This is a genomic window from Chthoniobacter flavus Ellin428 (assembly GCF_000173075.1).
Lineage (GTDB): Bacteria > Verrucomicrobiota > Verrucomicrobiia > Chthoniobacterales > Chthoniobacteraceae > Chthoniobacter > Chthoniobacter flavus.
The window spans coordinates 64,891-86,403 of record NZ_ABVL01000027.1 but is presented as its reverse complement, the minus strand read 5'-3'; the positions used below and the strand labels follow the sequence as shown (position 1 = coordinate 86,403).

The 21,513-nt window shown below is 61.6% G+C and carries 23 protein-coding genes and 1 riboswitch; of the genes, 7 read left to right on the top strand and 16 right to left on the bottom strand.

Features of this window, described 5'->3' with window-relative positions; all coding sequences use genetic code 11:
• The first annotated feature begins 2 nt into the window (after positions 1–2).
• The gene (locus CFE428DRAFT_RS27680; RefSeq protein ID WP_237705574.1) at positions 3–365 is read left to right on the top strand and encodes an IS110 family transposase; all 363 of its coding nucleotides are present in this window, start codon (positions 3–5) and stop codon (positions 363–365) included.
• A gap of 214 nt (positions 366–579) precedes the next feature.
• On the opposite strand, the gene CFE428DRAFT_RS27675 is transcribed toward CFE428DRAFT_RS27680, so the two are convergent.
• Positions 580–1,752, bottom strand: coding sequence for a ribonucleotide-diphosphate reductase subunit beta (locus tag CFE428DRAFT_RS27675; RefSeq protein ID WP_006983008.1), 1,173 nt, complete (start codon positions 1,750–1,752; stop codon positions 580–582).
• A gap of 230 nt (positions 1,753–1,982) precedes the next feature.
• A riboswitch (cobalamin riboswitch) is annotated at positions 1,983–2,178 on the bottom strand.
• 475 nt (positions 2,179–2,653) lie between these two features.
• On the opposite strand from CFE428DRAFT_RS27675, the gene CFE428DRAFT_RS27670 reads away from it, so the two are divergent.
• Entirely contained in the window at positions 2,654–3,121 is a 468-nt protein-coding gene (locus CFE428DRAFT_RS27670; RefSeq protein ID WP_006983007.1) for a hypothetical protein, read from the top strand.
• A 113-nt stretch (positions 3,122–3,234) separates the two neighbouring features.
• Here the strand turns inward: CFE428DRAFT_RS27670 and truA are convergent, their stop codons facing one another.
• From truA to CFE428DRAFT_RS27645, 5 genes are all read right to left on the bottom strand, one after another.
• Positions 3,235–3,990: a tRNA pseudouridine(38-40) synthase TruA gene (gene truA, locus CFE428DRAFT_RS27665; protein WP_006983006.1), complete on the bottom strand. Its 756-nt coding sequence runs from the start codon at positions 3,988–3,990 to the stop codon at positions 3,235–3,237.
• A 136-nt stretch (positions 3,991–4,126) separates the two neighbouring features.
• Positions 4,127–4,732, bottom strand: coding sequence for a TetR family transcriptional regulator (locus CFE428DRAFT_RS27660; protein ID WP_006983005.1), 606 nt, complete (start codon positions 4,730–4,732; stop codon positions 4,127–4,129).
• 12 nt (positions 4,733–4,744) lie between these two features.
• A complete protein-coding gene (locus CFE428DRAFT_RS27655; RefSeq protein WP_006983004.1) occupies positions 4,745–5,665 on the bottom strand; it encodes an aldo/keto reductase family oxidoreductase in 921 nt (306 codons plus the stop codon).
• Between the two features lie 331 nt (positions 5,666–5,996).
• Complete coding sequence (gene ruvX, locus CFE428DRAFT_RS27650; RefSeq protein ID WP_006983003.1) at positions 5,997–6,419, bottom strand: Holliday junction resolvase RuvX; 423 nt, start codon at positions 6,417–6,419, stop codon at positions 5,997–5,999.
• Positions 6,420–6,551: 132 nt separating this feature from the next.
• Entirely contained in the window at positions 6,552–7,625 is a 1,074-nt protein-coding gene (locus tag CFE428DRAFT_RS27645) for a mannose-1-phosphate guanylyltransferase (protein WP_006983002.1), read from the bottom strand.
• Positions 7,626–7,679: 54 nt separating this feature from the next.
• Between CFE428DRAFT_RS27645 and CFE428DRAFT_RS27640 the strand changes: the two genes are divergently transcribed.
• Complete coding sequence (locus CFE428DRAFT_RS27640) at positions 7,680–7,961, top strand: hypothetical protein (protein WP_006983001.1); 282 nt, start codon at positions 7,680–7,682, stop codon at positions 7,959–7,961.
• Between the two features lie 164 nt (positions 7,962–8,125).
• Complete coding sequence (locus CFE428DRAFT_RS40650) at positions 8,126–8,248, top strand: hypothetical protein (RefSeq protein WP_006983000.1); 123 nt, start codon at positions 8,126–8,128, stop codon at positions 8,246–8,248.
• A gap of 79 nt (positions 8,249–8,327) precedes the next feature.
• Here the strand turns inward: CFE428DRAFT_RS40650 and CFE428DRAFT_RS27635 are convergent, their stop codons facing one another.
• The 3 genes from CFE428DRAFT_RS27635 to CFE428DRAFT_RS27625 are packed head-to-tail and all read right to left on the bottom strand — an operon-like array spanning position 8,328 to position 11,277.
• Positions 8,328–9,119 carry an ABC transporter ATP-binding protein gene (locus CFE428DRAFT_RS27635; RefSeq protein WP_006982999.1) on the bottom strand — a complete coding sequence of 264 codons (792 nt, stop codon included), beginning with the start codon at positions 9,117–9,119 and terminating at the stop codon, positions 8,328–8,330.
• On the bottom strand, positions 9,116–10,156 hold the full coding sequence (locus CFE428DRAFT_RS27630; RefSeq protein WP_006982998.1) for an ABC transporter permease: 1,041 nt from the start codon (positions 10,154–10,156) through the stop codon (positions 9,116–9,118). Before CFE428DRAFT_RS27630 ends, CFE428DRAFT_RS27635 begins: the two co-directional genes overlap by 4 nt.
• Positions 10,153–11,277 (bottom strand): ABC transporter substrate-binding protein, encoded by a 1,125-nt coding sequence (locus tag CFE428DRAFT_RS27625; protein ID WP_006982997.1) that lies wholly within the window; start codon positions 11,275–11,277, stop codon positions 10,153–10,155. The genes CFE428DRAFT_RS27630 and CFE428DRAFT_RS27625 overlap by 4 nt, the downstream gene beginning before the upstream one ends.
• Positions 11,278–11,385: 108 nt before the next feature.
• On the opposite strand from CFE428DRAFT_RS27625, the gene CFE428DRAFT_RS27620 reads away from it, so the two are divergent.
• The 3 genes from CFE428DRAFT_RS27620 (at position 11,386) to CFE428DRAFT_RS27610 (ending at position 14,065) form a co-directional block, all read left to right on the top strand.
• The gene (locus tag CFE428DRAFT_RS27620) at positions 11,386–12,309 is read left to right on the top strand and encodes a LysR family transcriptional regulator (RefSeq protein WP_006982996.1); all 924 of its coding nucleotides are present in this window, start codon (positions 11,386–11,388) and stop codon (positions 12,307–12,309) included.
• A 167-nt stretch (positions 12,310–12,476) separates the two neighbouring features.
• A complete protein-coding gene (locus CFE428DRAFT_RS27615) occupies positions 12,477–13,124 on the top strand; it encodes a DedA family protein (RefSeq protein ID WP_006982995.1) in 648 nt (215 codons plus the stop codon).
• A gap of 56 nt (positions 13,125–13,180) precedes the next feature.
• Positions 13,181–14,065, top strand: coding sequence for a menaquinone biosynthesis family protein (locus tag CFE428DRAFT_RS27610; protein WP_006982994.1), 885 nt, complete (start codon positions 13,181–13,183; stop codon positions 14,063–14,065).
• 145 nt (positions 14,066–14,210) lie between these two features.
• Here the strand turns inward: CFE428DRAFT_RS27610 and CFE428DRAFT_RS27605 are convergent, their stop codons facing one another.
• From CFE428DRAFT_RS27605 to CFE428DRAFT_RS27580, 7 genes are all read right to left on the bottom strand, one after another.
• Entirely contained in the window at positions 14,211–14,723 is a 513-nt protein-coding gene (locus CFE428DRAFT_RS27605; RefSeq protein ID WP_006982992.1) for an ankyrin repeat domain-containing protein, read from the bottom strand.
• Positions 14,724–14,864: 141 nt separating this feature from the next.
• On the bottom strand, positions 14,865–16,547 hold the full coding sequence (gene ggt / locus CFE428DRAFT_RS27600; RefSeq protein WP_006982991.1) for a gamma-glutamyltransferase: 1,683 nt from the start codon (positions 16,545–16,547) through the stop codon (positions 14,865–14,867).
• Positions 16,544–17,308, bottom strand: coding sequence for a BPL-N domain-containing protein (locus CFE428DRAFT_RS27595; RefSeq protein ID WP_006982990.1), 765 nt, complete (start codon positions 17,306–17,308; stop codon positions 16,544–16,546). The genes ggt and CFE428DRAFT_RS27595 overlap by 4 nt, the downstream gene beginning before the upstream one ends.
• Before the next feature lie 579 nt (positions 17,309–17,887).
• Positions 17,888–19,594 (bottom strand): tetratricopeptide repeat protein, encoded by a 1,707-nt coding sequence (locus CFE428DRAFT_RS27590; protein WP_162145319.1) that lies wholly within the window; start codon positions 19,592–19,594, stop codon positions 17,888–17,890.
• A gap of 179 nt (positions 19,595–19,773) precedes the next feature.
• Entirely contained in the window at positions 19,774–19,878 is a 105-nt protein-coding gene (locus CFE428DRAFT_RS41410; protein WP_006982988.1) for a hypothetical protein, read from the bottom strand.
• Positions 19,879–20,117: 239 nt separating this feature from the next.
• Complete coding sequence (gene hisG / locus CFE428DRAFT_RS27585) at positions 20,118–21,002, bottom strand: ATP phosphoribosyltransferase (RefSeq protein WP_006982987.1); 885 nt, start codon at positions 21,000–21,002, stop codon at positions 20,118–20,120.
• Between the two features lie 136 nt (positions 21,003–21,138).
• Entirely contained in the window at positions 21,139–21,369 is a 231-nt protein-coding gene (locus CFE428DRAFT_RS27580; protein ID WP_006982986.1) for a hypothetical protein, read from the bottom strand.
• Positions 21,370–21,513: the final 144 nt, after the last annotated feature.

Sequence of the window (21,513 nt, the reverse complement as noted above, 5' to 3'; positions counted from 1 at the left end):
AGCTGGGGGTGGGCCGGCGAGGGCGCGGCGATCTGCGCCACCTGCTCATCCAAGGAGCGCAGGCGGTGCTGCGCGCCGGAGCTCAGACCACGCTGGGCCAATGGGGCTGGAAGCTCTTTGCCCGCAAAGGACATCGCCACATTGCCGTGGCCGCGGTGGCTCGCAAGCTGTTGGTTCAGGTCTGGCACGTCCTCTCGGACCATCCACCGCAAGCTCTGGAAACGAGCAAAAGCGTGACCCTTAAGCTGCACAAACTGGCCGTCACTCTGGGCAAGAGCCTGCGCGTGCAACTCGGACTGCCAGCCCAATTGAAGCCCTGCTTACTCGAACTGCAAAAGCGCTTCCTGCAACCCTCCGCCACTTAGCGCGCCCGGGCTGATGGGGGCTGCGCGCCCCCAAACCCCGCGCCGCTCGCCGCGGCGGCGTTTGGGGGGAACTTCCAGGCGTCGCCTTCGGCGACAGAAAGGAGAAACGAAAAACTTCCCAACAAAAAACTTGAATGACTACATGCCCGCAATCCGTGGTCCTTCCTCCGCTCACATTGAATTTCGGTACACCCTCTAAGGACGCCGCCCCGACTTAAATCAGGTCGTCTTCGGCGGTGTTTTTGAGGCTGCCGCTCGTCTGGTATTCGGTGACGCGGGTTTCGAAGAAGTTCTTCTCCTTGCGCAGGAAGATGACTTCATCGAGCCAGGCGAAGGGGTTCGTTTTCACGCCCGAGAGGGCGGGTAGATCGAGGCCGGCCAGGCGGCGGTCGGCGTTGTATTCCACGTAGGTGAGGAAGTCGGCCTGCGTCATGCCCACGCCGTCTTCCGGCAGGCAGTCGCGGACGAATTCCTTCTCCAGCTCCACGCCTTCGCGCATGAATTCGACGAGCTCCGCGCGGAATTCCGGCGTCCAGATGTCGGGATTTTCGGCGATGAGCTGGGTGAGAATGTAGCGGCCGAGCTCGATGTGATTCGACTCGTCGCGCAGGGTGTATTGGAACATCTGGCCGATGCCCGTCATCTTGTTCTGCCGATGCAGCGAGAGGATCATGGCGAAGAGCGCATAGAACTGCGTGCCTTCCATGACCTGCGTGATGCCGAAGATGGCCTTGGCGAATTTCTGTTTGTTCGCCGTCTGCGTGAGATCGATGCCCATTTTCAACTCGGGCATGTGACGCGTGATGAAGGCGTTCTTCCGCTGCACGCTCGGGATGTCGCTGAACTTCGCGGTGACCTCATCGAGATCGATATTCAGCGAGCCGATGATGTGCAGGAGCGAATCCATGTGGATCGATTCCTCGGCGATGTGGCGCAGCGAGGCGTGCTTCAGCTCGGCGGCGGTGAGATTGTCTTCGATGACGTGGAGCACGGAATCGCCGACGATGCCTTCGGCCGCGGAGAAATAGCCCACGCCCATTTCGATGATCCAGCGTTCCTTCGGCGAGAGCGCGCCGGTGTTCCACTGCTGCGAATCGCGCGTCATGTCGATGACGTCGGGTTCCCAGTGGTTGGCCTTCATCTGTTTGTAGATGCGATAGGCCTCGTGGTACTTGAGCGGGAGCACGTTGAGCTCGGCGCTGCGCAGGCCGTTGATCACGCGCTTGCCAGCGAGGCGCGCGCGCGCCTTCGCCTTGTCGAGGCGGAAGGATTTCGCACCCATTTGGTAGACGACGAAATCGCCTTCCTCCCGCGCGGCGACATTTTCGGCGGTGAAAGAAAGGGAGTCGGCGGAAGTCGGCGGTGAATCGGAAAAAGTGCTGCTCATGGGAAAAGTGTTTCGAAGGTGGACGGACTCATGCGCGCCAAGGCGCGAGGATGTCTGGGAAAGGGGAAATTTGGAGGCAAAAAAAAAGCCCCCGGTTAGGCCTCTTACTGTTGCGAGGAAAACCGAAGGCTGGGCCGTGCGAAGCTGAGGGGCAGCAAGCACGTTTCAGGCGGTCAGAATCCCATCCGGTCGTTGGCGCGACTGGTGGTGCAGGCTCGTTTTGGCGAGCCCTGATGAGGGAAGAAAAAGCAGGTCTTCTGACTTCGAGGTCGTCCTACTCACCCCAGCCTTTCCGCGAGGTGAACGCAGTGGCTTGTTTCAGGGGCTTTCGTCGCTCGTTACAGCGGCGCAACCGTCCGGGATTTACACCCGATTCCCTATTCTCCCCTAGCCATAGCCAAGGGCACTTTTTCGCTGGAAACCACAATATATGGTGTCCAAGTCAAAGAACTGCGCAGGATATAGTGGATAGGCGACATGCCGGTCAAGCTGCTTTTTCCACGAGGAAAGTGATTTCTTTGAGCTGCCACGTGATCAGTAATCAGTGATCAGTAAAAAGACACTCTGCTGGCACGCATCATTCGTCTTCCGGAAACTGACTGATTACTGATTACTGATTACTCGCCCGCCACACTCCGCCCCCTGTGAGATCACGGTTTTACAAAAAAGTGTCTAAGAACCCCGGATCCTCCTTCACCGGCACTTGGCATTCGGCAGATGCGGTGGCATATTCGGGCCATGAAACCCCTCCAGATTGTCGCCTGCGCTCTCGCCCTCGTCTTCGCTGCTACCGTCCAAGCTGCGGATGCGACGCCATCACCTGAGATTCAGCAACTCCTAAAAGAAGGTCAGGAAGCTTACCAAAAGGGCGACATCGAAGGGGCCAAGTCGGGCGTTCGAGATGGTCTACACCCTCGACTCGCGCAATATTACGGCGATCAATTACCTCACACGCATTCGCGCGATGAAAGGCGCCCGCTCCCGAAGGGCGGTGTGCCCGATCGAACGGCAGGTTGCTTCGGTCATGATCCCGCAGATCCAGTTCCGCGACGCCACGCTTGGCTCCGCGCTGGATTACCTCAAGAAAGCCGTCGCGCGCGAAAGTGGTAACAAGGTTGCCGTGAACTTCGTGGTGAAATTGCCCGCCGAGCAGGTGGCCACGCAGACGGTGACGCTTTCCTTGAGCAAGGTGCCCTTTACCGAGGCGGTGAAGTATCTCGCCAGCGTCGCGAATCTCGACGTGGAGTATCAGAAATACGCGATCGTCCTGAAGCCGAAGGCCGACGGCACGGCCAGCGCAACGACGACCACCGGCGCGCCGGCCGCGACGACGCCGACGGGGACGAACGCTCTCCCGGGCGCGCAGTAGTTGATGCGCGGAGGGACGCGCTCCTGCGCGTTCCCACTCTTCCATTTCTACACGGCTTCCGAAAAACGGGGAACGCGCAGGAGCGCATCCCTCCGAGTGCCTGCCCGCCTCCCTCAATACAACACCCGGGTGAGATACAATCCCTCTGCCGGTGCCGCGAAACTCGTCTTTTTCGCACCCTTGCCCGCGAGTAGTTCTTTGATGAACGTGAGCTCCGCCCGTCCCTGCGCGCAGCGAACGAGCGTGCCGGTGAGCAGCCGCACCATCTTGTAGAGAAAGCCGTTGCCCTCGAAGCGCAGGTTCAACAGGTCGCCGCGTCGGGTGAGGCAGATGTGCTGGATGGTGCGCACGGTGTCTTCCGCGGCGTAGCCGGGAGCGCGATTGGCGGCGAATCCCGCGAAGTCGTGTTTGCCTTCGAGCATCTGTGCGCCCTGGCGCAGGATATCGAGATCCAGTTTGCTCGGCATGTGCCAGGCGCGCCCGATTTCCAACGGATGGAGATACGAGGCATTCCACATCCGGTAGGTGTAAATCTTGCCCCGGGCGTGAAAGCGCGCGTGGAAATCCGGTGCCGCCCGGCTGACCCGCAGCACGCGAATTTCCGGCGGTAGAAAATTATTCAGTGCGCCGCGCCACGCGCTTACCTCGAGTCGCGCCGCCGGTACATCCGCATGCGCGATCTGCGCCAGCGCATGCACGCCGGCGTCCGTCCGTCCGCTGCCATGCACAACCACCCTTCCACCGATCGTCTTGGCAAACGCCGCCTCCATGTGATCCTGCACCGCATCCTTCGTCGCCTGGCTTTGCCAGCCACGAAACGGCCGCCCATCGTAAGCGATGAGCATCTTCAGACGCAGGATGTCGGTCATCGCCAATAACTAAACGGAGCGACCCACGGGAGGGAAGCTCGTCTCGCCGGGTGAATGCTATTCTCTACTTTTGGCTATGGACGCCCTTTGCCGGACCTTTGGTGTAGGTCCCACGACGCGTGAGCGCTGCCTGACTCTACGCCCGCTTGCTCTTCGAGACGCATAACCCTTCCATCAACAAACTCCACACCGCAGCGAAATCTTCGTCGATGGTGGGCGCATTCCACTCGTCAGAGTGAACGGGATGATGGAAGCGGAGCGAGGCCAGGAGCACGGCCCGGCCGGTGGTCACGGGATCCACCTTGCGGAAGGTGCCTTCCTTCACCCCGGAGCGGATGATCGCCGCGACCAGTTCGACCAGTTCGCCGACGTGATCCGCGGCGAGAGCACTGGCGCCAGCCGCCAGCGCGCGGTAGGCGCTGAAGAATTCCGGATCTTCGGTGGCGCGGCGGCGTTTGATGGCGATGAGGGTGTCGAAGAATTTCCGCAATCGCTTGGGAGCCGGACCTGACGCGGCGCTGATCGCGCGCAGCGGCGGCATGGTTTGCTCCATCCATTTCCCGACGACGAGATCGCGCAGCGCGGCTTTGTTGGCCACGTGCCGATAGACGGCGGCGTGGCTGACACCCAATGCCCGCGCCACATCCACCACCGTGGCCTTGGCCGGACCAAATCGCCGCAGCACGTTCTCGGCGGCGGTGATGATCTGGTCGCGGGTCAACGGGGTTTCGACGCGGGGCATGTCCTGCCATGCTTAGTGTTTCGCCCCGCCGCTCGCAACCGCGATTCCGTCCAACTCCGCCAGGATGGCCGGCGACAAGATCAATTGCGCGGCGGCGAGATTTTCGCGGAGATGGGCGACCGAGGAGGTGCCGGGAATCAGCAGCAGATTAGGCGAGCGATGGAGCAGCCAGGCCAGCGCCACTTGCATGGGCGTGGCCCCGAGTCGCCCCGCCACCGTGGACAGGATGGACGATTGCAACGGCGTAAATCCTCCGAGCGGGAAGAAGGGGACATAGGCAATTCCCTGCCGGGCGAGGTCGTCGAGCAAGGCATCGTCCTGGCGCTGCACGAGATTGTAGTGATTCTGTACGCAGACGATCTTGGCGATCGTCTGCGCCTCGGCGAATTGGGTGGGCGTGACGTTGCTCACGCCGATGTGGCGGACCAGCCCCTGGCGCTGGAGATCGGCGAGCGTTGCGACCTGCTCGGCGATTGAACCTTCAGCCGGACTGTGGATCGAACCCGTGGAGCGGAAGTTGACGATGTCGAGTGCGTCCAGGCCGAGGTTGCGGAGATTGTCGTGCACGCCGGTAATCAAATCTTGCGGCGTCTGCGCAGGGACCCACGACCCATCCGGCGGGCGCCGCGCGCCGAGTTTCGTGACGATGACCAGCCCCGCTGGATACGGGTGCAGCGCCTCGCGGATGATCTGGTTGGTGACATGCGGCCCGTAGAAATCGCTGGTGTCGATATGGTTCACCCCGACAGCCACCGCCTCGCGAAGAACGGCAATGGCGGCATTGCGATCCTTGGGCGGCCCAAACACGCCCGGGCCGGCGAGCTGCATGGCGCCATAGCCCATGCGCCGGACCTCGAGGCCGGTGCCGGGGAAGGTGAAACGTCCGCCGAGAGCGGAGTCAGTCAACGCGGAAGAGGTGGTGTTCGTGCTCATGGTGAAAGGAGTCTATATAACAAGTTACAAAAATCAATATTTGAAACTAAAAGGTCAAAAACCGAGACCAGATAAACAGTGGCGATCGAGGTAGTCGCTTGGCGGGAATCCGGGGAGCGCGCCCGTCGCGGGTGCTGGTTTCGGTGTCTCGCCGAAACGAACTTTCCTTGGCGTCGCCTGATGGGAGGAGGAAATTTTCAAAAGTTCGCGCAGCGAGACGCCTTCGCCAGCACTCGAGACGAGCGCGTTCCCCGGAGCTCTCCGTCCGTGCCTTTCATTTTAGCGCGGTCTGCGATGGTCACAGACCGTCGTTGCAAAAGCGGCAGCAGGGTTAACCCAGCAGCGCCTGGGAATCGAGCCAGCCCTGGAGGATGAGTTGGGCGGCGACCTGGTCGATGACCTCGCGACTGTCTTTCACCTTGCGGCCGGCTTCGTGCAGGGAGCGTTGGGCGGCGACGGAGGTGAGGCGTTCGTCCCAAAGCTTGACCTCGCAACCGCACGCGGCGCGCAGCTTTTCGGCGAAGGCGCGGACCTTTTCCGCGGCGGGCCCGTAACTGCCGTCCATATTGCGCGGCAGGCCGAGGATGATATGGCCGACGTCCTTGCTGGTGACGAGGGTGGCGATGCGCGCCACGGGATCGGCGACTTCCTTGACGTGGATGGTCTCCAGCGGATGCGCGAGCATGCCGAGGTCGTCGGAAACGGCTACGCCGATGCGGGCGTCGCCGTGATCAATGCCGAGAGCGCGTTTCATGGAGATGGCCACAAAGAGGCACAAAAGACACAAAAAGAAACTGGTGAGACGCTGGCCGAGGCGCGGCGGTGCTCGAGAACAATCGAAGGCACGAGCCTTTTGTGTTTTCTGCGCCTTTTTGTGGCCAATCGCTCATTGCAATTCCGGTGGCACCATCGCGACGAGTTGCTTGATCTTCTCCGCTTCGTGGCGGTTGCAGACGAGGATGGCGTCGGGAGTTTGCACGACGATGAGGTCGCTCACGCCGAGCAGCGCGACGGTGCGCGGTTCGCTGGTGAAGACGATGTTGTTCGTGGCATCGATCATCTTGACGTCGCAGTTGCCGTGGTTGCCGGCGTCGTCGCATTTCAAATACTTCGCCACGGCCGCCCAGCCGCCCACGTCGTCCCAATCGAACGCCGCCTCGACGACCAGCACGCGCGTGGCCTTTTCCATGATCGCGTAGTCGATGGAGATCTTCGGTAACTGTGGGAAGTGGTTACGCAGCGCCGCAGCGAAATCTTCGCCCGCGTGGAGGCGGCTGATGAATTCGCCGAGCTCGGGTGCGTGGCGCTGGAAGGCGCTGAGGATCGAGCGGATCGTCCAGATGAACATGCCGGCGTTCCACCGGAAATGCCCTTGCGCGAGGAAGCTCTCGGCGAGCTCGGCGTTGGGCTTTTCGCGGAAGCGGACGACTTCGAAAACCGGTGGCCCGGCGGGGCCGTCGGCCAGCTGGAGCGGGGCGCCCTGTTCGATGTACCCGAAGCCCGGGCAGGCCCAGGTGGGCTTGATGCCGATGGTGACGAGCTCGCCCGTTTCTTCCGCCGCGGCGGCGGCCACGCGCAAGGTGCGCTGGAAGCTGGCGGTATCCTTGATGACGTGATCGGCGGGCAGAACGATCATCGTGGCGTCAGGCATGCGTTGGGCGATCCAGCCCGCGCCGAGCGCGATCGCCGCGGCGGTGTCGCGCTTGGCCGGTTCGGCGATGATGTTTTCCTTCGGCAACGACGGGCAGAGCGCGCGGACGCTGCTTTCCTGGTCGGCGTTGGTCAGGATGAGGATTTGATTCGCGGGCACCAGTCCGTCGAGCCTCCGCAGGGTGGCCTCGAGCAGCGTCTCCTGGGAGAAAAGAGAGAGGAGTTGCTTGGGCCTGGACTTGCGGCTCAGCGGCCAGAAGCGTTCGCCGCTGCCGCCGGCGAGGATAAGCACATAAAGGGGTTTGGCCATGGGGAATGTTTTCAGGTTTCCTTTTGGCACGCCCGCTGCATATTTCCTAGCACCATGTCGAAGTCATCCGATCCCGTCCAAACCAGTCTGTTGGCGATTACACAAACAGCCGTTGGCTGTGGCATCGGACTTTTGATCGCCGGCAAGCTCGGCCGCCCGGCGCAAAAGACGACGGCCACGACCATGCTTTCGATCGGCGCGCTGCTGGCCCTGCCCGTGGTGGTCACGGCGATTATCCGCGCGGTGAATCGTCCGGAATCCGCCCGCGGCATGCGTCGCCGGCTGGACTCGATCCGCCGAGATTCCGGTTTCCCGGACGAAGCGGAGATTTTGTAAGGCGCTCGAGAGGAGCGGGTAGTATCCCTCGGCTGAATCGACATTGAAGATTCATTCCGTCGTGCCTGTGCGGCTTCTCGGCGGCTGCGGGCCACGATTTCCTACGTACTTCCCGCTGTAGACATCCGGCTACTCGGGTACAAGCGATGCTTATTATAGCATCTATGAAGCCCCCCCACATTCATCGCCCCAAGCTGGACCTGCATTCTGTCACAGTCCAAACCGTAATCGAACTCGCCATCGGCAGCGTGCTCATCGTCGCGCTGATGCGATGGGTTGAGTCGTAGGAAGAGTGCCGGGAGCCAAGAGTCTGGTAACGCGATCGCCGCGGAACCACTTGGCTCGTTACTTGGCTCCTGGCACTTTTCAGCGCACGGCGTGACCGAAGTGGAGATACTCCAGAATATCTCCGCGTAGCTGCAAGAATTCCCGGCTGCTCCGTTCGCGCGGACGGTCGAGGGTGACGTCGATGATGCGTTCGATACGTCCCGGGCGCGGGGTCATGATAACGATGCGATCGCTCATATAGATGGCTTCGTCGATGTCGTGGGTGATGAAGACCATCGTCGTGCCACGGGATTCCCACAGGCGCAGCACTTCGTCCTGCATGCGCATGCGGGTGAAGGCATCGAGCGCGCCGAGCGGTTCGTCGAGCAGCAGGACTTTCGGGTGATTGATGAGCGCGCGGGCGAGGGCCGCCCGCTGGGCCATGCCACCGGAGAGATGATGCGGGAAGGCGCCGGCAAAGGCATCGAGCCCCACAAGTCGCATGTATTCATCCACCTCGTGACGCTTGTCGCGCAACACGCCGCGGGCCACGAGGCCGGACTCGATGTTGCGGCGCACGGTGAGCCACGGGAAGAGATTTGGATCCTGAAAGACGAGACCGCGCTCGGCACTGGGGCCGACGATGGGCTCTTCGCCCACCCACAGCTCACCGAGGCCCGGCTTGTCGAGACCGGCGATGAGGCGCAGCAGGGTGGACTTCCCGCAGCCGCTGGGGCCGACGATGGAGACGAGCTCGCCGGCGGTGACTTCGAGCGAAACGTTGTCGAGCGCTTGCGTGCAAGCTGTCGGATCGGTGGGCGAGGCGAATTGCTTGCTCACCCCGCAGACGCGCAGCGAGGAGCCTTCGACGGTCGCGGTGGGAGCGGTCACCACTTGATCGCTCCTTTCTGCCACACCAGCACGCGATCGCGGGCCTTGAAGAGGACGGTCATGACCGTGGAGAAGAACGCGGCCATGATGATCAACGCGGCGTAGACCTTGCCGTATTCCGCCCACCCCTGCGCCCAGCCCACATACCAGCCGAGGCCGGATTTCACGCCCACCGTTTCGGCGACGACGAGGGTGAGGAACGAAGTGCCCAAGCCCATGAAAAGACCGATGAAGATATTCGGCATCGCCGCGGGAATGGCAACGCGGAAGATGAGATAGCTGCGGCTCGCGCCGAGGGTGCGGGCGACATCGAGATACGAGGCGCGGGTATTCGAGATGCCCGAGGCGGTGAGCATGGTCACCGGGAACCACACCGCCAGGGCCACGAGGGAGATTGCGGAGATCGTGGTCGAAGGAGCGACGACCATCGAAAGCGGGATTAGCGCGGTCACGGGAATCGGACCGACGACTTTCAAGATGGGCATGCCCCAGTAGCGCGCACCGGGAAACCAGCCGATGCAGACACCGGTGACGACGCCGATGAGCACCCCAAGCAAATAGCCTTCCGTGAGCAGCAGCAACGAGTGCCAGGTGCAGTCGAAAAGGACATCGTAATCGCTGATCAATTCGAACAGCACCGAGGCCGGACTCGGAAAATAAGGCAGCGGCAGCAGATGCAGTCCGGCGGTGATGATTTCTGCCACGCTAAGCAGCAGCAGCGCGGCGGCGATGATCGGCCCCATGTTGTTCACCCACTTCCGCAGCGCGTTCCAGAATGGTTGCAGGAGGGCAATCAACACACTCGCTCCACCGACGATGCCCAGGAACTGGAAATAGACCTTGGTAGCCAGCGGGTTTTGCTGTTTCGAAAGTTGCCAATGCAGCACCGCCGCTACCGCGGTGGCGACGGGAATGAGCAGGGCCTTCCATGACCATGGACGTGCGTGGGCGCGCTGGGCAGCAGAGGCTGCCGGAGAAGGCGCTTCCGCGGCAACGAGTGGAGGCCGGATTTCGTTGATTTCAGGCAAGGCGTTCATTTCTTCTTGGCAGGACCGCAGCAGGTGGCAACTCGCAAACGATCCGTCATCAGCCCAATCTCCTGGGCGAGACGCAACGGTTGATCCGGGGGAATCTGGCCGTCGGCGATCTTTTGCACCTGGATCGTCTTGATCCAATCATCGGTGACCCCATCCAGTTGGACGAAAGCTTTTTGGGCCAGGGCGTCGACGTCGGTCCGGGAACTGAGCATGCCCACGGTCTTCATTTCGCGAGCGGCGGAATAGACGGCCTTTTCCGCGCCAGACACGCTCGGAAGATAGAGCAGGTTGCCAATGGCCGAGGTGTTCAGCTCGGGATTGGAGGCGAGGTATTTCTTTTCCACCGAGAGTCGGGCCGCGGCACGCGGATTGGCCTGCACCCACTTGGCGCCCTTGAGCAGGGCGCGGGTGGCGGCGGCGCAGTTCTTGGGGTTGTGACGGAGATACTTGCCGTTGATGATCACCGCGCAGCAATACTCGTCCTTGTAAGGCGCGTCGTGACCCTGGTCGGCAACGTTATACACGAGGCCCTGCGCCTGGAGCAGCGTGCCAATCGGTTCGGAATCGGCGATGGCATCGACTTCGCCTTTTTGCAGGGCGAGTCCGAGTTCACCGGCGGGAAAGACGCGCCATTCCACGTCCCGCTTGGCATCGATGCCATTGGCGCCGAGCACGCGGTTGCAGAAAATAAAAGGCGGAGTGCCCATCCCGGGGACGCCGATGCGTTTGCCCTTCAAATCCCTGGCGGATTTGATCGGACCATTCGGCGCCGCCTGGACGCGCAGGCAACCGGTGTGGATGCCGCCGCTGATTTTCACATCGAGCCCCTGTTCGATGGGCTTGAGGAAATACATGATGAGGTGGTGGGTGATATCGAAGCCACCGAGGGCGAGCACGTCCTTGTACTGCGACCAGTCGCACTTCACCATTTCGACATCGAGGCCCTCCTCCTTGAAGAAGCCATTCTCCACCGCGGCGAAGATGGGCGCCTCGCAAGTGATGCCGATGTAGCCGACACGGATTTTGTGCGAGCTATCCGGGACGTAGTCAGCCTCCCGGTTGCAACTGCCGAGAAAGGCAGCGCAGAAGAGAGCGAAGGCGATCAGTTTGAAGGAGGGCATGCGAGGCGGATGGCGGCTAAATCCACCCACAAATACCGGGAATGCGGCTTGTAATGGAAATAGAAGTTCGCGATTACAGTGATGCCGGTTCGTTATTGATCATTTCCCATGGACCTCAGACACCTCCGCTACTTCCAAGCCGTGGCCGAGGAACTCAGCTACTCCCGCGCGGCCGAGCGGTTGCGCATTGCCCAGCCGGCGTTGAGCCGGGCGGTGCAGGAAATTGAAGCGGAGTTGGGCGGGCCGGTGCTGGACCGCAATCGGCGGAAGGTCAGCCTGACTCCGGCGGGTCTCGTCCTGCTGCGCGAGACGGCGATCGTTTTCGAGCGTTGGGAAGAGGCCATGCGCCGGGTGCGGCGCACGGCCGCGGGCGAGGAAGGGGAGTTTCGGCTCGGTTACATCGGACCGCCGACCCAGCCGTTTCTCGGGCGATTGCTGGCCGAATATCGGCAGCGCTATCCGCGGGTCGCCGTGCATCTCGAAGAACGCACCCCGGAACGCGTGTGGGAGATGTTGGCCAAAGGCCGGCTCTCGGCAGCCTTTACCCGGCCGGTCTCCGCGGCGCCAGCTTCGGGCTTGCGCACGCTGGGCTTGCGGCAGGAGCGCTTTGGCGCGGTAGTGCCGCCGTCGCACCCGCTGGCTACGCGCAAGACGATGTCGTGGAAACTGCTCGCGCGCGAACCTCTCGTGATCCTTGCCCGCCGCGAAGGGGTGGGGTCGCACGATGGCATCCTGGCTGCCTGCCGGGAGGCGGGCTTTGCGCCGCGCCTGGCTTACACGCCGAGCCTCATTGGTACCGTGCTCAGCTATGTCGAGGCGGGCGCGGGCGTTGGCATCGTGCCCGATTCGGTCGTCACCCCGGATTTCAAGCTGCGCTTCATTCCGCTGCAACCGGTTGTGACCGTCCCCCTCGTGCTCGTCTGGCAGGAAAGAGAAGATACGCCGGCGGTGCAGCGTTTTCGCGAACTGGTCGCGCAGTGGCAGAAGAGCGGACAGCTTTGGGGCAAAGGCAGAACATCCAACATCCAATAACCCGCCGGCCCGCCGTGTGGGGACCGCCTCCCCGCCGCAGACCGCCTCATCGTACCAGACCGACCGCCGCAATACGCTTGCGTCATTGGATGTTGGAGGTTGGGTGTTGGATGTTCTGCATTTTGCCTTTGCCCCCACCGCCCCCCCGCCGCTAGACCTCCCGGCGCATGTTGCATCAACTCCTTCACACCTGGCTCGGCTGGGTCGAAAACTGGGGCTACCTTGGCGTCATCATTCTCATGGCCATGGAAAGCTCCATCTTTCCTGTGCCCAGCGAAGTCGTCATCCCGCCGGCAGCGATTCTGGCGGCCTCTAGTGGCAAGATGTCGCTGGCTGGAGTGATCATTGCGGGCACGTTCGGCTCGTGGCTCGGCTCGAGCATTACCTACTGGGTGGCGTTGCTCGTCGGCCGGCCCGTGGTGCACAAGTGGGGCAAGTATTTCTTCATCCCACCGGACAAGCTGGAACGCGCCGAACGTTTCATGCATCGCTACGAGGCGGGTGGCATCTTCTTCGCCCGGTTGCTCCCGGTGATCCGTCACCTCATTTCCATCCCCGCGGGCATCATCCGCATGGGCTTCGCCAAGTTCAGCGCGCTGACCATCGTCGGTGCCGCCATCTGGTGCACCGTCCTCGCTAAACTCGGTGAAAAGATTGGTAAAGGACTGGATCCAAGCAAACCGATCGATCCCGACGAACTCGTCAAATCCGTCAAAGGGCAATCCCATCTCGTCATCGGCATCGTGCTCCTGGTCTGCATTCTCTACTTCGTCGGAATGAAACTCTCGTCGCACAAAGACGAAAAACCCGCGTAGCGCCCGCCCGCTAATCGCGTAAGATAAGCTCCCTTTTTCGTTATTCGTCATTCTCCATGTCCCGCACTCTTACTCTCGGCCATTCACCCGATCCCGACGACGCTTTCATGTTCTTCGCCCTCGCTGAGGGGAAGATCGAGACGCATGGCTGGCAGTTTGAGCACATCCTGCAGGATATCCAGACGCTGAACGAGCGGGCCACGCGCGGCGAATTGCACATCTCCGCCATCTCCATTCACGCCTACGCTTACGTGCTCGATAAATATGCGCTGCTGCCCTGTGGCGCGAGCATGGGCGATGGCTATGGGCCGATGCTCGTGGCGAAAAATCGCGATGGCTTGAGCGACAACCCGCGTCTCGGCGAAGTCCGCGACTGGCTCCGCAAAAAGCGCATCGCTGTTCCCGGCAAGATGACCAGCGCGTATCTCGCCCTGCGGCTGGCGATGAGCTGCGAGGAAAATCCCTCCGGTGAATGCGAGACCATCGTCGTGCCCTTCGATGAAATCTTCGACGCCGTGAAGAGCGGGCGCGCCGATGTGGGGCTCATCATCCACGAAGGCCAGCTGACCTACACGCACGAGAATCTCGACCTCATTCTCGATCTCGGTGTGTGGTGGAAGATCAAGACCGGCCTGCCGCTGCCGCTCGGGGGCAACGTCATCCGCAAGGATCTCTCGCCCGCCGAACGTACGGCGATCAACGTGGTTTTGCGCGAAAGCATCCGCTACGGGTTGGAGCATCGCAGCGCGGGCATTGCCCACGCCATGCCGCTGGCCCGCGGTCTCGACACGCAACTCGCCGATCAGTTCATCGGGATGTACGTGAACGATTACACACTCGATTACGGCGTGACCGGCCGCCGCGCCATTCGCGAATTTCTCAGCCAGGCGCACGCGGCAGGATTGATCCCGGCTCCGGTGGAGCTGGAGTTTGTGGAGTAGATGTTGGAGGGCACTGCCGAGGCGGTGGCGTACGGGACGAGTGGTGGCAGGTCCTTGGGCGAGCCTTCGTCGGTGCCGTGGATACGCGCCGACAAGGAAGGGACGGAGCGCTTTCCTCCAGTCCTCATGCGGACGCTGACGTCGATTACGACCAGCGTTTCAGCAGCCCTCTTTGGATGAGCATCACCGCGGACTTCGGACTGTGCTTCACCGTCATCTCCGCTTCGACGTTGTCGAAGTATGGATTGATGTCTTCGGTGAGAGGCAGGAGGGCGAGCAAGTATTCCACGACCTCCTCATGGTCCGTGCTGGCCGCGGCGGAGAGGACGGATTCTCCACGTGCATTCACATAGCGGTAATCCGCGCCGCGCGAGACGAGGAGCCGGCAGATGTTGAGCAGTCCCAAGGCCGCGACTTCCATCAGCGGCGTTTGCTCGAATTGATTTTTCGTGTCCACTTCGGCGCCGCGCGTGATGAGCCACGCCACTTCCTGCGGGCGATTTTCCACGGCGAGGTAATGCATCGCCGTTTCGCCGAGTTCGTTGCGCAGGCGGATGACCTCCGGGTCGGCAACGAGAATGGCGGCGGCACCCGGGAGGTCGGATCGCACGATGTCGCGAAATGCGTAAAAACGCGGATCGGTCTTGCGTTCAGGCATGGCAGGCGGCGATTTGGGTCCGGTGAAAGGTGGTCGGTTTGATCCGCTCTACACAGCTAGAACAGGGCCGCTTGGCCAGCAAAATGCGGTCTTATGAGGGCACGGTGGGTATCTGCACGCGCGCTGGACGGGCGTGGAAATTCACCACGCTGCCGCTTCGCTCGGCAGCCGCGGTTCGCTCGCCGCGGTGAAGGTGCCATCGGACCACGCCACGCCATTGCTGGCGCCGATATTTTTCACGGAGTCGAGCGGATGGCCGAGCTTGGTGAGAAATTCGCGCACCGCATCGGGCGCACGGGATTCGATGCGCAATTCGTCGGGTTGCCATTGGTGATGGAAACGTGGCTGGGCCAGGGCGGCATCGAGCGAAAGGCCGAGATCGAGAACGCCGACGAGATTGAGGACGGTCTGGGTGATGATCCTCGGGCCGCCGGCCGCGCCGACCGCGAGGATGGGATGGCCGTCGCGTAATACGAGGGTCGGCGACATGCTGGAGAGCGGACGTTTGCCGGGACCGACGGCATTCGCTTCCGCGCCGACGAGGCCGAAGGCGTTCGGCACGCCGGGCTGGATGGAGAAATCATCCATCTGGTTGTTGAGGAGAATGCCGGTGCCCGGGACGATGACCTTCGAGCCGAAGGTGGTGTTGATCGTTTGCGTGCAAGCGACCCAATTGCCCTCCGCATCGGCGACAGAAAAATGCGTGGTGTGTTTTTTCCCGAAGACGTCGGTGGTGGCGTTGGGCGGTTCGCCGTGGTCCGTGGCAGCGATCACGGCATCCAGTTGAATGCGCTCCGCCAGATCCTTCGCGTAACCTTTGTCGAGCAGGCCGCGTGGGACGGGCACGAAATCCGGGTCGCCAAGCCAGTGGGCGCGATCGGCGAAAGCGAGTTTCATGGCTTCGGCGATGACGTGCACGCGCGTGGGTTCGTTAAGTTTCGCGAGGTCGAAGTTTTCGAGCATGTTGAGGATCTCGATGACATGCACGCCGCCGGAGCTGGGCGGGGGAAAGCTCACGATCTCCGCGCCGCGATAAGTGCCGCGCACGGGCTCGCGCAGGGCAATGTGGTAGTTGGCGAAGTCCTCGGCGGTGATGATGCCGCCATTGGCCTTCATCCATTCGGCGACCTTGGTGGCGTAGGGGCCTCGGTAAAACCAATCGGGACCTTGTGCGGCGAGCGCGCGCAGGCTGGCGGCGAGATCGGGTTGCTTCAGCGTGTCACCTTCGGCGAGCGGCGTACCGTCTTCGTGAAAGAGCAGCGCCTTCGAGGCTTCGAAAGTGCGAAGATCATCGGCCACGGATTCGATCTTCGCGGCATAATGATGGTCGATGGGAAAACCGTCCTCCGCGATTTTGGCCGCGGGCAGAAGCAGTTCGCCAAATTTCTTGCGGCCGAATTTTTCGACAGCATACGCGTAGGCGGCGACGGAGCCGGGGATGCCGCTGGCCAGCGCGCCTGTCTGGCTCAGATCGGTATTCCCTTTGCCATCACGGACGAACATGTCGTGCGTCGCCGCGGCGGGCGCCATCTCGCGCCCGTCGATGGCGATGATCTCGCCATTGGCGCGATGGATGAGCATGAAGCAGCCCCCGCCGAGACCGGAGTTCGGGCCGTCGACCACGCCGAGTGTCGCGCCCACCGCGATGGCGGCGTCGATGGCGTTGCCGCCGTTCTTCAAGACCGCGAGGCCGGCTTCCGTGGCGAGGGGAGCGACCGATGCGACCGCGCCGTGCGTCCCGTGCGCGACGGTGTCCGCGCTCGCGCCGCAGGGAATCGAGATCAGCGCCAGCATGAGGCCGGCGCACCAATTGCGCGCACTCATGGTTTTTCGCCCCCGGCGAGCCAGTGCACCGCTTGCTCTACGATGATTTCCAGTCCCGGTGTTTGCTCCGGGTGCGGACTGGAGATGATGACGCGGCCTTTGCCGAACTGCCCTTTCACGATTGCTGGGGAATTGACCATGACACCGGCCGGCGTGCCGTTTTCAGCCATTTCTGTGCGGAAGAGGGCGAGCGGTTCGTACGGCGTGAGATCGGTGCGTCCGGCGGGCTTGATGATCGGGCCGTTGTCATAGCGCACGGTCTTCTTTTCCGCGGGCAATGCGGTGAGACGCTGCCCTTCGGGCGTGAGTTCCATTTCAACATCGCCACGGCCTCGCCGCCATTTCTGCGAAACGGTTTGCGCATCGAGCAAGCCGAGACTCCACGTGAATTTCGAGCACGCGAGATAAGCGCCGGCACAAATGCCGAGATAACCGCCGCCCTCCCGCACGAATTTCTTCACGACCTCGCGGCCCGCGTCGCCGATGCTGTTGCCTTCCTTGCTGCCGCTTCCGCCAGTGAAAACGACGACGTCTTTGTTTTCGAGCACGCCGTGGGAGAGGTCTTCGGCTTTAAAGACGGTGACGGTGCAGCCGGCTTGGGTGAGGATGGCTTTGGTATACGGAACGCCTTTGCCTGCGGCGCCAGCATCTTCATACAGTGCGACGCGAACGGGAGTGGCGTTTTCGGCGCGGGCCGCGATTGAGCCGAGGAAAACGAGAATGACCGCGAGGCAGCAGAACGGTCGGGGGAAGGATTTCATGACCTGAGCGAAGCTTTCCGGTGACGCCGGGGCGTGACAAGCAAAAGCGTGGGGGTGGGGGAGGCGATATGCTGCGTGGCTTCGTCTGACTCCATGCACGACGAGTCGTTGCAACCACCCATTTCTCCGGGGCGCTGTGGAAATATCCAAGCGCGGATCGCCTCTGAGCGGCGGCAGAGCGCCTGATCTTTACCCACATCTCAGTTGGCGTCGATCGGGTTGAATTGGCGAAGCAGCAGACTGTCCCAGAGGGATAATGGAATTTAGCCGGTGTGCAATCCTGTGAGTCTCAAGCGAACTGGCGAAGCCACCGGACCCCGGGTCCTCCCATGGGCCCGCCCTGAAGTGGCGGAGGAATCTTCCGCCGGCAAAGGATTCCGGCGCCACCTCCGGGGCGCATCCGTGTTGGAAACGTGTTCCGGGGGTGTCGCTCGCAAGCTCGCTTTACCCCCGGCTAAATTCCTTTGTCCCTCCGGGACAACCTGCCGCTTCACCGCAATGACTCGGCCGTCGCTACGGGAGATGTGTATAAAGATCAGGCAGAGCGCCGCGGCTACCGCACTCTGTGTCCTGGAGTGCCTACGGCTTTGGCGGGGCCGGCAGCGGGGGTGTGCCGGAGGTCACTTTCTGCTTCGCATTTTCGATCTTCTCCGAGACCTTCTTGTTTTCCTCGAGAGTGAGCGATTTCTGCCAGTAGTTCAGCGCCTCGGCCGTTTTGCCGAGCTTGGAATAAGTATCACCAATGTGCTCGAGCACCGTGGCGTCGTCCTTCTTGGTCTCGCGGAGGATGCTTTCCTGCGCACGGAGCAATTCCGTGAGCGCCCGTTCCGGTTCGCCTTTCTTGAAATAGTACCAGCCGAGACTGTCGAGATATTCGCCCTTGTCGGGGTCGAGGGAGAGGGCCTTCTTGATGAGGTCGCCGGCTTCATCGAGATGTTCGCCACGGTCCACCCACATGTAGCCGAGGTAATTGCACGCCTCGGCGGAATTCGGTTCCATCTCCAGGCTCTGCTTGATGAGCTCCGCGGCCTTTTCGATGAGCCCCGCCTGCTCGGCCGCTTCGCCGTAAAGCAGATAGAATTGCGCGTTGAGCATTTCCTCGCGGCTGACCTCGGCCTCAGCCTGCGCGTCAGAAAATGCGGCCATGGCCTCGGGGTGCCGCTTCGCCTGGCTCAGCGCGAGCGCGAGGCTGAGCGTGATGGACGGCATGTCCGGGAATTTCTTCCGCGCGGCCTGCATGATCTCCACCGCGCGGTCGTAACGCTTGGCGCGCATGAGGAGTTCGGCGAGGCGCAGGTGATTGCGCGGCTCGCTGGCATCGAGGAGCAAGCTGTGCTCGTAATTGGCGAGTGCCTTTTCGAGGTCGTCGTTGGCTTCGTAAAGCTCACCGAGCAACTCGTAGGTTTCAAAACGCAGCGGGCTGTCCTTGATGATGTCCTCGAGATACTTGACCGCATCGTTCCGTTGGCCGACCACGAGGTAGCAGCGCGCGAGCTTGTCGCGGACGTTATTGAGCGGCACGTCGCCCGCGTTCTGCGGGTTGTCGAGGATCTGGCGATAGTACGGGATCGCATCCTTCGTCTGCTTCGAAAGCACGAAATAGTCGCCCACCTTGGTGAGCGTCGTCGCGTCCTCCTTCGCCAGGTTCGCCGCCTTGCGGTAGATGGCGTTCATCTTCTGCAATTGCGCCGGCTCGCTGGAGCCGTCTTCCTTCAAATAGAGCCGCGTGCAGAGATCGCCAAGCTGGACCCAGTATTTGGCGTCGCCGTGCTCGGATTTCGCGGCCCGGTCGAGCAATTGTTCCGCCTTCTTCGACTGGCCGGTGGCCATGTCGATTTCATAGACGGCCAGATAGGCGGCAAAGTTGTCCGGTGCCAGCGCAAGCGCTTGCTCGGCGTATTTCAGCCCGATATCCGGCTTGTTTAGATCCTTCGCGTAGAGCTGCGAAAGATAGATGTAGGGCACCGCCTCCTTGGGAGCAGCCTTGATCGTATCCTTCAGGATCTGGACTCCGCCCGTAGGATCATTACGGCGCGAGAGTTCGTAGGCCAGCTTTACGGCCAGCTCCGCGTAGGTAGGATCGAGCGCGAGCGTCTTTTTATACGCATCGATCATCTTCTCCTGATCCGCATTATCCTCGGCCAGAAGGCCTTGGGAAAATGCGGCGAGGGCTTCGGCTTTGCGTTCGTCGTCTTTCTTCAGCAGCAGGTCGGGTGCGACCGGGTGCGGGGCCGAAGGGAAGGCGTCGGCAAAGTCATGCGGATCGTACCCGGATGTAGAGGGCACGGTTCCACTGGGAGCCGTCGAGGATGTCTTGGCGTTTTTGCGAGCGACCAGCGATTTGCCAGCCGGCTCGGCGAAGAGCGGAAGAGCGAGGAGTAGCGCTAGATTCGCGGTGAAAAAAGTCCGATATCTTTGGAGAGCCCAAATGGATCGGATTGATTTCATGCCGCCCAATCTAACGGCTAGCTCTTGTAGCGCAAACGCTTCTTGTGGCGGTTTTCCTTCATCCGCTTTTTGCGTTTGTGCTTTGCGATTTTGGCTTTCCGCCGCTTTTTGAGTGAACCCATGTGGTGTTAGTTTTCGTTGAGGGGTGGCGAGGAAATCATGCTTCCTCGGAAGGCGCAACCGCTTTTTGCCTGTCAGGGGCAAAAAAGTTGAGAGTTGAGGGTTGAGAGTTGAGAGCCACGGGTGGTGGCACGGGAGCGGGTGAGTAAAGGGGGAGGAGAGATGAGATGTTGCTTGGGTTGAGTCGTCTGAGCCAGGAAGCGCGGCTCTCAACTATCAGCCCTCAACTCTCAACTGCCTCTCAATAAACGACTTTGTTGAGGGGGTATTCGATAATGCCCTCGGCGCCGAGCGCCTTGAGCTGGGGAATAATTTCCCGGACGACGCTCTCGTCGATGATCGTTTCGACGGCGACCCATTCGCTGCCCGCGAGCTGCGAAATGGTAGGATTGCGCAGGGACGGGAGAGTCTTGAGGAGGTCGGCGAGCTTGTTCTCGCTGAGGTTCATCTTCAGGCCCACCTTGTCGCGGGCGGCATACGCGCCCTTCAGGAGGAGGAGGAGCTTCTCGATCTTCTCTTTCTTCCAGTTGTCCTCCAGCGCCTTGTGGTTGGCGATGAATTGCGGGGACGACTCCATGATCGTCTCCAGGATGCGCAGCTTATTCGCCCGCAGCGAGGAACCGGTCTCGGTGACGTCCACGATGGCGTCGACGAGATCGGGCACTTTCACTTCGGTGGCGCCCCAGGAAAATTCGACCTCGGCCGTCACCCCATGCTTCGCGAGGAAGCTCTTGGTCAGGTCTACCGCCTCCGTGGCGATGACCTTGCCCTGCAGGTCCTTGACCGACTTGATCGCGGAATCCTCCGGCACGGCGATGACCCAGCGCGTGGGCTTGTTGCTGACCTTGGAAAAAGTCATCTCGGCGAGCACGGCGACATCAGAACCGTTGTTGGCGATCCAGTCCTTGCCAGTCAGGCCGCAGTCGAGGAAGCCATGCTGCACGTAGCGGGAGATTTCCTGCGCGCGGAGCAGGCGGATGGTGAGGTCCGGGTCATCCACGCTCGGCTTGTACGAGCGGCTGGCGCCGGAAATGTTGAACCCAGCCTTGGCGAAAAGGGCGAATGTGGGCTCCTGGAGCGAGCCCGAGGGCAGCCCCACGCGGAGAGTCTTGGAGACGGCAGTCATGACGAAAAAGGGCGGGCAAACTAGGCCCGACTGGCGTGTGGAGCGAGGAAAAATTGCGGAGGGACGGGTTTGACCCCGCTATCCTCGTGGATCGCCGGCAAATCGTCCGCCAGCACGGCGGCGTTCAGTTCGAGATTCACACCCGTCCGACGGCCGCCTTTTTTACCTGATTCATCCAGTCGTCCGGGAGCGGAATAAACGGACCGGCCAGACGCTGGAGCAAAGTTTGATCCAACTCACTGACTGCGCAATCCGCTTCGACCAGACTGAGCAGGTATTCTTCCTTCGAACGAGCACCGAGGGACTTCATGCGTTCAGTGAGCGCCGCATCGAGCGGATCGGGAACAGCAACAGTGATGGTGCTCATGGCTAAGAGAGCATGCTTCAACCTGTCGGAGGTGTCAACGTTGCTGCGGAGCCTCCAGTAGGCCTTTCCCCCTCGGGTGGACCACACGTGGAAATCCGTACGGGCCGCAGAAGGAGTTGGACGAAAAATCGCTTAGAAAGGACC